The 9,969-nt window shown below is 62.9% G+C and carries 5 protein-coding genes; 2 read left to right on the forward strand and 3 right to left on the reverse strand.

Annotation, left to right across the window (positions count from 1 at the left end):
- A partial coding sequence (locus tag B5G40_RS16200; protein WP_143383447.1) for a hypothetical protein occupies positions 1-1,919 on the forward strand: 1,919 nt, incomplete at its 5' end.
- 58 nt (positions 1,920-1,977) lie between these two features.
- Here B5G40_RS16200 and B5G40_RS16205 read toward each other — a convergent pair.
- On the reverse strand, positions 1,978-4,506 hold the full coding sequence (locus tag B5G40_RS16205) for a M56 family metallopeptidase (protein WP_087400666.1): 2,529 nt from the start codon (positions 4,504-4,506) through the stop codon (positions 1,978-1,980).
- A gap of 1 nt (position 4,507) precedes the next feature.
- Complete coding sequence (locus B5G40_RS16210; RefSeq protein WP_087400668.1) at positions 4,508-4,888, reverse strand: BlaI/MecI/CopY family transcriptional regulator; 381 nt, start codon at positions 4,886-4,888, stop codon at positions 4,508-4,510.
- Positions 4,889-5,152: 264 nt separating this feature from the next.
- On the opposite strand from B5G40_RS16210, the gene ppdK reads away from it, so the two are divergent.
- Entirely contained in the window at positions 5,153-7,792 is a 2,640-nt protein-coding gene (gene ppdK / locus B5G40_RS16215) for a pyruvate, phosphate dikinase (protein ID WP_087400670.1), read from the forward strand.
- A gap of 68 nt (positions 7,793-7,860) precedes the next feature.
- Here the strand turns inward: ppdK and B5G40_RS16220 are convergent, their stop codons facing one another.
- Entirely contained in the window at positions 7,861-9,876 is a 2,016-nt protein-coding gene (locus B5G40_RS16220; RefSeq protein ID WP_143383448.1) for an S-layer homology domain-containing protein, read from the reverse strand.
- Between the last annotated feature and the right edge of the window lie 93 nt (positions 9,877-9,969).

Consider the following 9,969-nt stretch of genomic DNA (forward strand, 5'->3'; position numbering starts at 1 on the left):
CGCCCAAGCAGGAACCCCCACCCCGGAAGCCCTCCAAAGCCCCACCTGCGGAGGACAATGTGCTGGACTTTCCGGAGGAGGCCGCCGGGCCGGAGGAAAGCCCCCTGACTCAGGGCATCAACCGCCTGCTGAAAAAGGCGGATGACTACGCCGAGCATATGTTTGAAGAGGAGGGCATGGAGGACGACACGGCGGTACGCCGGGCCGAGGAATTCATCCCCGGCACCGACGAGGAGGAGGAGCCCTCCCCCCGCCGCCGGGAGCGCAAGCCTCGGAAGGAGCCCCCTCCCGCCCCCGATCTGCCCCCGGCGGATCTGGCCAAACGGTACGGCAAGGGCCTCAAGGGGATGCGGCTGAGGGCCACCCTGGTCCTCCTGCTGTTCCTGCCCGCCCTCTATCTGACCCTGGAGGTCTTTCCCCATCCCCAGGCCCTTACGCCTGAGCTGCGGGTGCTGGCCCTGGCCGGGGTCCAGGTGCTGGCCATGCTGCTGGGGCTGGATGTCCTCTTCCGGGGTCTGTTCGGCCTGCTGCGGCTGGAGTTCGGCATGGACACCCTGCTGCTCTTTGCCTCCGCCGCCACCCTGGCCGACGCCCTTACCATGTTCAAGCTGGACCCCCGGGAGGGCCAGATGCCCTACTGCGCCGCCATTGTGCTGGGCATTTCCCTGCTGCTGCGGGGCACCTACCGAAAGCGCCGGGGCCTGCGGCTGGCCTGTAAGACGGCGGCGGCGGCCTCTCACCCCTATCTGGTCACCCTGGATGAGGGCAAGTGGAACGGCCGGGACACCTACGCCAAGTGGTCGGGCGATCCGGTAGGCTTTGGCCGGCAGATGCAGGCCAGCGACGGCGCCCAGCGTATTTTCCGGCGGATCTGCCCCCTGCTGTTTATCGCCAGTATGCTGCTGAGCATCGTGGCCTCCATTGGCCGGGGCGCGCCGGAGCGGCTGCTGTGGTGCCTGTCCGCCACCCTCACCGCCTCCGCCTCCCTGTCGGGGGCCCTGTGCTTCGGGCAGCCCTGGCTTACCCTGTGCCAGCGGCTGAGCAAATCGGGGGCCGCCATCGCCGGTTGGGACGGCGTCACCGCCACCGGCGGCAGCGGCATTCTGGTCACCGACTCCGACCTGTTCCCCCCGGGCTGTGTCTCCCTCAACGGCATCAAGATCTTCGGCGACTTCCCGGCAGAAAAGGTGGTGGCCGATACCGCCACCCTCATCCGGGAATCGGGCTGCGGCCTGGACAAACCCTTCCACGACCTGCTCCGGGCCCAGGGGGCCATTTACCGCCGGGTATCCAACTTCTTCTGTTATGAGGGCGGCCTGTCCGGCGTCATCCGCAACGAACAGGTACTGGTGGGCTCCGCCGACTTCATGCGGCTGATGGAGATTGCCCTGCCTCCGGGGCTTCATGTGAAAAACGCCGTATTCTGTGCCATTGACGGGGAGTTGGCGGGCATCTTCGCCCTGAACTACACCCTCCACGGCACCGTGGACCCGGCCCTCACCAGCCTGATCCGCAACCGGGTGTCTCCGGTAATGGCTACCCGGGACTTCAACCTGACCCCCGCCATGCTCCGCCAGCGATTCAAGCTGCCGGTGGACCGGATGGAATACCCTGCCGCAGAGCGACGGGTAGAGCTGTCCGACGAGGACCAGCTCCACAGCGACATTCTCACCGCCGTCCTCTGCCGGGAGGGCATCGGGCCCTACTCCGAGGCGGTGGTAGGCGCCGCCCGGCTCCGTCGGGCCGTCCGCACCTCGGCGGTGCTGGCCAGCCTGGGGGCGGTGGTAGGCCTGATTCTGGCCTTCTACCTCACCTTTGTGGGAGCCTACGCCTCCCTGTCGGCCTCCAACCTGCTGGTGTTCCTCATCATGTGGCTGGTGCCCACCCCCCTGATCTCGGGAATGGTCAACAAATATTAAGACAAAAAGATCCCCTGCCAGCTGGCAGGGGATCTTTTTGTCTTGTTGGTTCCTCTTCTCAATACCCTCCGTCGATGACTACCCAGGGCGAATCTTTATCCTCCCGCTGGAGGATGAACTTATAGTCGGTGTAGGTGGTGTTGGGGTCCAGCACCGGCTGGTTGCCGTCGGTGGTAAAGCTTACAAAGAAGACGATTACATTGTTGATCCGCTCCGGGTCGTCGGTGTGGAGATAGTCCGCCGCCACCGCATAAGACTGCTGGGGATCATAGTACGAACTTTCCAGGGTACACCCCGCCATCCCGGTCTCAAAGCTTTGTACCACCGTCTCATAGGCCCGGTCATACTCCTCCGGGGAGTAATTGTGGGAGGGCAGCGGATTTTTCATGGCCAGCCAGTCCTGGCAGGCGCTGTACATGGTCTCATAGGGGCTGGGGGCGTCGTAGTCGTAGGCATAGGCATACCAGCTGGTCTCCCCGTCCCGGACGATGCCCACCAGTCCGCCCTCCTCCAGGAAGATGAGACTGTCTCCGTTTTGATCGGTGCAGGTCACCGCCTTGCCGTTGAGGGCGGCAGGGGCCTGGGCCTTCACCCACACCCGCACCCACAGCTGGATGCTGCTGTCGATGACGCCGCAGGTCTCCACATCCGTCTCCTGTCCGTTTTCATAGGTCAGGGTCCGGGCAGGGCTGCTGCCGGCCAGGATGGGCTCCATCTCCCGGCTGTAGATATTCCAGGCCGGGTCCCCCTCCACCAGCTCCACATAGCCGGCGCCCACGTTGTAGCCCTGCTCGCTCAGCCATTCCTTGGCGGCGGAGAGGGGGTCCAGCAGACCGGCTTCACGGCCTCCGTCCGCCTGCTGCTGGAGCTGGGTGTAGTAGTCCGCCGCCGTGGTGCCGGTATCCCGGGGGAGCACCAGATAGCGGGTACCATAGTTGTTGTCCACCCAGCCCTCCACGCACCAGATGCCGCCCTCCCCCTGTTTGATGGGCTGGGAGAGGAGCAGGGTAATGGACTCGCCCCAGTTTTCCGTGCGGAAGTAGACGTAGCGGTGGTCGCTCTCCCACACATAGCCGTCGTGGAAGTACATACTGTCGTCGTAAGCTTCCAGGCCGTTGCGGGCACGGAAGTCCCCCGCTACCTCTTCCGGGATGCGGCGGTTGAGTTCATCCCAGAGGGCATATTCCTCATCCTGTTGCTCATACTCACCGTCTGGAGAAATAAACTGCACATCGGTGGGTCTGACCCACAGATAATAGTACCCATCTTTGCGGGCAATGGGCTCTACCCCGCTGCCATCGGAGCTGAGATATTGCTCATACTGGACCTGGTCCCACCGGACCAGGTCGCAGATCCATCCCATGTCATAGCCGGTCTCCGGCAGCTCGTAGTCTCGTTTGGCATTTATGGATACCAGGAAGTCCTCTCCCTCCTCGGGCAGCTCCACCAGCAGCTTGCCGTCCAGGTCGCTGGGAATGGCCAGCTGGAGGTCGTAGTCCAGGTCGTACAACACCGGGTTCTCCAGCAGTGCGCTCAGGTCGGGGGTAGGCTCCGGGCTGGAGCTGGGGCTGGGGGCCGCCCCGCTGATGGCGGCGCAGCCGGTCAAAGCGATGGTCAGAGCCAGGGTAGCCGCCAGGGCGGCCGGTCCCTGCCGCTTTCCTTTCATGATGGACACCAGCCTTTCTTTCAGCCGGGCCTTTTCCTCGCACAGGGTGGTGGCCAGCACCCCCATGCCTCTGGGGGGCCGGGCGGCCAGCACCAGCAGAGTCTCCCCGTAGTGCTTCCGGGCGGGGCCGTCCATGGTTCTGGTCACCGCCTCGTCACAGGAGAGCTCGCAGGAGCGGGAGATTTCCCGCCGCACCACCACCATCAGGGGATTGAACCAGTGGAGGCTGGTCACCGCCGCCGCCAGCCATTTATAGAGCAGATCGTGCCGCCGGGCATGGGTCAGCTCGTGGGACAGGATATCCGCCAGCCGGTCGTTTTCCACCCCCACAGGCAGCACAATGGCGGGATGGATCGCCCCCAGCAGCATGGGGGTATGGACATGGATACACTCCGGCACCACAGTGCGCCCGCCCGGGTCCAGGGCAGCCAGCACATTTTGGGCTCCTTGACCGGCAGGTCGGGCGGAGGCGTGCACCAGGGCGGCAAAGCGCCGGTAGCCCCACACATACCGCCCCAGCCACAGGCCTGCCCCTGCGGCCCACAGGCCGAACCACAGTTCAGGGGCGGTGAGCACTCCCTTCCAGTCTGCCACCGGAGCGGCAGGCTGCTCCGGCGCGCCAGGATTTTCAGGCATGGCCGGGCCTGTCGGTTCCCCTGTTTGACCCTGGATCTGGACCGGGTCGGTCTGACCGCTGAGGGAAACTTCCGTCTGGGTGTGGGCCTGGTAGGTCCCCTGCTCCGGCAGAGCAGGCAGCGGAAGGGTCACCCCCACCGGCAAAACCAGGCGCACCAGCACCAGCAGCCACAGGTAGTAAACCGCCGCCTTGCTTTTGATGAGGGGCCGAACCAACAGCAGCAGGCCGGTGAGCAGCGACCCCAGCACGCTCAGCTTCAGCAGGGTATACAGAAAGGGTGTCACGTCAGCTCCCTCCTTCTCCGTCCAGGCTGTCCAGCAGGGCTTTTAACTCCGCGATGTCATCCCCGGACAGCTGATCGTGCTCCACCAGGGCGGCCACCATCTGCCGGGCCGACCCGGCGTACAGCTTGTCAATAAGCTTGCGGGTGCGGTAGCAGCCCAGCTCCTCCCGGCTCACCAGAGGCCGGTAATAGTAGACCTGCCGCTTCTCCTGGGCCGCCGCACCCTTGGCGCACAGCCGCCGCAGCAGGGTCTTGACCGTCTCCCCGTTCCTGTCTGCCAGGGCCTCCTTGACCTGACCCAGAGTCACCGCCTCCCCAGCGTCCCACAGCACCTCCATCACCTCCAGCTCCGCCTCGGTGATCTTCTCTTCTGCGGCACCCATGGCGTCTCCTCCTTCCGGTTACAGTTGTACCTTTCAGCTTTAGGGTACAACTGTAACCTCCTTTTGTCAAGCCCAATCGGGTTACAATTTCATGACAGATCATGCCGGAGCCCCCAAAATATGAAAATTATTTTCATACTGTACAGTTTGGTGAAAAATGGCACATAAACCCGTCCAGCCCTTGCATTTGTTTGTCAAAATGGTATAATATGACCCAGTGAACCGTCCCGCCCCAGGCGGGGCAAACTTAGGAGGAATGTGAAAATGGGCAATTCTCACAAGTACGTCTACTTGTTCTCCGAAGGCAACGGCTCTATGCGTGAGCTGCTGGGAGGCAAGGGCGCCAATCTGGCCGAAATGACCAATCTGGGTATGCCGGTACCTCAGGGCTTTACCGTGACCACCGAGGCCTGCACCCAGTACTATAATGACGGTCGTCAGATCAACGAGGACATTCAGGCCCAGATCTACGAGTACCTGGGCAAGATGGAGGAGATCTGCGGCAAGAAGTTTGCCGACCCCGAGAACCCCCTGCTGGTTTCCGTCCGCTCCGGCGCCCGGGCCTCCATGCCCGGTATGATGGACACCATCCTCAACCTGGGCCTCAACGACGTGGTGGTGGAAGGCCTGGCCAAGTTCACCAACAACCCCCGTTTCGCCTACGACTCCTACCGCCGGTTCATTCAGATGTTCTCCGACGTGGTCATGGAGCTGTCCAAGAAGCGCTTTGAGGAGATCATCGACGAGGTCAAGGCCAAGAAGGGCGTCAAGCAGGACGTGGAGCTGGACACCGACGACATGAAGCACCTGGTGGTCCTCTTCAAGGAGTTCTATAAGAAGGAAAAGGGCGAGGACTTCCCCCAGGACCCCAAGGTCCAGCTGATGGAAGCCGTCAAGGCCGTGTTCCGCTCCTGGGACAACCCCCGTGCCAACGTGTACCGCCGCATGAACGAGATCCCCTACGACTGGGGCACCGCCGTCAACGTGCAGTCCATGGTGTTCGGCAACTCCGGCGACAACTCCGGCACCGGCGTGGCCTTCACCCGCAACCCCGCCACTGGTGAGAAGGCCCTCTTCGGCGAGTACCTCATCAACGCCCAGGGCGAGGACGTGGTGGCCGGCGTACGTACCCCCTCTCCCATCTCCAAGCTCCACGAGGAGATGCCCGCGGTCTACGAGCAGTTCGCCGACATCGCCAACCGCCTGGAGCAACACTACAAGGATATGCAGGATATGGAGTTTACCATTGAGAACGGCAAGCTCTATATGCTCCAGACCCGCAACGGCAAGCGCACCGCCGCCGCCGCCCTGAAGGTGGCTGTGGATCTGGTGGACGAGGGCATGATCAACGAGAAGGAGGCCGTGTGCCGCGTCGATCCCAAGCAGCTGGACGCCCTGCTGCACCCCACCTTTGATCCCGAGGCCCTGAAGAAGGCCCAGGCAGTGGGCAAGGGCCTGGCCGCCTCTCCCGGCGCCGCCTGCGGCCGCGTGGTCTTTACCGCCGAGGACTCCAAGGAGTGGCACGCCCGTGGCGAGAAGGTCATCCTGGTCCGTCTTGAGACCTCCCCCGAGGACATCGAGGGTATGCAGGTCTCCCAGGGTATCCTCACCGTCCGCGGCGGCATGACCTCCCACGCCGCCGTGGTGGCCCGCGGTATGGGCACCTGCTGCGTGTCCGGCTGCGGCGACATCGTGGTGGACTACGAGAACAAGAAGTTTACCCTGGCCGGCAAGGACTACCATGAGGGCGACTGGATCTCCCTGGACGGCTCCACCGGCAACATCTACGGCGAGGCCATCGCCACTGTGCCCGCCGATCCCGGCTCCGGCTACTTTGGCCGCCTGATGGGCTGGGCCGACAAGTACCGTCAGCTGAAGGTGTACACCAACGCCGACAATCCCCGTGACGCCGCTCAGGGCTACGCCTTCGGCGCGCAGGGCATCGGCCTGTGCCGCACCGAGCATATGTTCTTCGAGGGCGAGCGCATCAAGGCCATCCGTGAGATGATCGTCTCCGACAACGTGGCCGACCGTGAGAAGGCTCTGGCCAAGATCATGCCCTATCAGCAGGGCGACTTCGAGGGCATCTATGAGGCCATGCAGGGTCATCCCGTGGTCATCCGCTTCCTGGATCCCCCGCTGCATGAGTTCCTCCCCACCAAGGAGGAGGACATCGTGGAGATTTCCAAGGAGATGAACATCCCTCTGGAGAAGCTCCACAACGTCATCGACTCCCTGCATGAGTTCAACCCCATGATGGGTCACCGCGGCTGCCGTTTGGCCGTCTCCTATCCCGAGATCGCCGCCATGCAGACCACCGCCGTCATCAACGCCGCCATCAACGTCCAGAAAAAGCACCCCGACTGGACCATGGTGCCCGAGATCATGATCCCCCTGGTGGGCGAGGTCAAGGAGCTCAAGTACGTCAAGGACGTGGTGGTCAAGACCGCCGACGCCATCATTGCCGCCGCCGGTATCGACATGAAGTATGAGGTTGGCACCATGATCGAGATCCCCCGTGCCGCCCTCACCGCCGACGAGATCGCCAAGGAGGCCCAGTTCTTCTCCTTCGGTACCAACGACCTGACTCAGATGACCTTCGGCTTCTCCCGCGACGACGCCGGCAAGTTCCTGAGCTACTACTACGACAAGAAGATCTACGAGTCCGATCCCTTCGCCCACCTGGATCAGAACGGCGTGGGCAAGCTGGTGGCCATGGCCGTCCAGCTGGGCCATCAGACCCGTCCCGACATCCATATGGGCATCTGCGGCGAGCACGGCGGCGACCCCACCTCTGTGGAGTTCTGCCACAAGGTGGGCCTGGACTATGTGTCCTGCTCCCCCTTCCGTGTGCCCATCGCCCGTCTGGCCGCTGCTCAGGCCGCCATCAAGAACCCCCGGTAACACCCTTGCAAATACACAACAGAGGCCGGCTGCTTTGCAGCCGGCCTCTGTTTGCCATTTAAGCTTTATTACAGCCGCTGGTCCCGGTAGAGGAAGGTGACCACCTGGGCCCGGGTGCAGGGCAGGTCGGGGGAGAAGGTGGTGGAGGAGGTACCGGTGGTGACGTCGTTGGACGCAGCCCACCGCACCGGATACCAGTAGTAGTCGCTGCTCTTCACATCCCGGAACACGGTACTGCCGGAGAGTTTGGGCTGGTCGGCGTGGGCCCGCCACAGGAAGGTAACCACCTGGGCCCGGGTGCACACGGCATTGGGGGAGAAGGTGGTGGCCGAAGAGCCGCTGGTAATGCCGCTCTCCACCGCCCAGCGCACCGCATCATAGTAGAAGGCGTCAGAGCTTACATCCCGGAAGGGCACGCCGTCATCCTCCACCATGGGCGAGCCGTAGGCCCGCCACAGGAAGGTGACCACCTCGGCCCGGGTACAGGCCCGGTCGGGAGAGAAGGTGGTGGCTGTGGTGCCGGTGGTGACGCCGTTGCTCACCGCCCAGGTGACGGCGCTGTTGTAGTAGATGCCTCTGGCCACGTCGGGCATCAGCGAATCCAGCCAGTTGCTGGTCTCGGTATTGGTAACAGGCCGCATGGAGTAGTCGTTTTCGTCCTGGTAGTCATAGTACTCCATCAATGCCAGATAGACCTCCGGATGATGACCCATGGCCACTTCGGAAAAATCATCTGACAACAGGTTGTCCGGGAATACCCCGACAGCGTACTGGAACAGTATCCCCAGCACATCGGGACCCAGCCCATGGATCATGCCGATCAAAATCAGAGGCACCGGTACCTGGATTTCCTTGGCCAGGTACACCACATCGGAGATGGCCTGGGCGGCATCCCATTTGGAGGCCACTTCCTCAGGGCTGGCGGAGATGTGGTCCAGGGAAGCAATCTGCCGGGCAATCTCGTCCAGGTTATCCTTCGACTCGCTGACCACCGAGCGGTTGGGCACCATGTAGAGATACTGGAAGATATCCATGATGGCTTCCTGATAGTGCTTTTCGTAGTAAGCGGCGTCCTTGGCGATGGAGGCCAGGGCATTCTCCAGTTCCAGAATCTTGCCCGAACCGGCCAGCTTCTTAAAGTTGATATTCTGCCTGGTGATCTCCTTATAGGCGGCGCCCAGACCCCCAACCTCCGACGAGACCCGGGTTACAGGCAGGAACAGATCATTGCCGTTTCGTTGGTAGCCCCAGTCGTTCAGGGGCACCCGGGGCACCACGTCGCCGCTGTAAATGATATTGTGGATGCAGCTCTCCTCATACTCCTGCTTTGGGATGAGCGCGGCGGTATAGTTGTTGTTATAGTCCCAGCTGACGCCGCCCTCCTCCATGCCGGTCACCGCGTGGGGGGTGGCGAAGGTGTAGGCGTACACATTGCTCTCATCCACCCGGGAGAAGTCATTGCACACCTTGGCCGCCAGCAGGTTGGCCACCGCCGCGCCCCGGCTGAAGCCGCCGATCCACAGCTTGATGGTACCCAGCTGGGCGCCGCCGGCCTCTGCTTCCTCCACGTACTCCTCCAGGGCATCGTATACCCCCTCGGCCGCACGGCGGAAACCGGCATGGGCCGAGTCATCGTTGACGTAGAAGTTGCTGGCCCACTCGGCGCCGTAGCCGCCGCCACGGACGATCACCGGGATGACGGTGTAGGTCCGCCCGTTTTCCTCCAGCGTCTTGCGGGCAAAGGAGAAAGCCACCTTGTTGTCGGTGCAGTCCAGGGCCACGTCGTAGTTGTAAAAGGCCGCCCCGTCAAAGCCCAGAGTCTCATAGGCCTGGCGAATATGGTCCTCCCGGCCCACATCCCCGTCGGTGTTGTAGTATCTGTCGCTGGAGGTGGTGGAGAAGCCCGCCATCACCAGCCCCAGGGTGGTCTTGGCCAGCTCATGGTCGTACTCGGTGGCCGGGTGAGTGAAAAAGTCCTCGCTATAGTAGAAGTCATAGGTCAAAGACCCATACACCGCGTCGGAGCGGAACCGGATGGGATACTCCCCGTCCTCCATGGCCTGGCCCGTCTGGGCCGACAACAAGGTGGCTTTCTCCTTTGCCCGCAAGACGCTGGAGGAAAACGGGCGGACCTACACCGTCATCCCGGTGATCGTCCGTGGCGGCGGCTACGGCGC

This window comes from Flavonifractor sp. An9 (assembly GCF_002161245.1).
GTDB classification, from domain to species: domain Bacteria; phylum Bacillota; class Clostridia; order Oscillospirales; family Oscillospiraceae; genus Flavonifractor; species Flavonifractor avicola.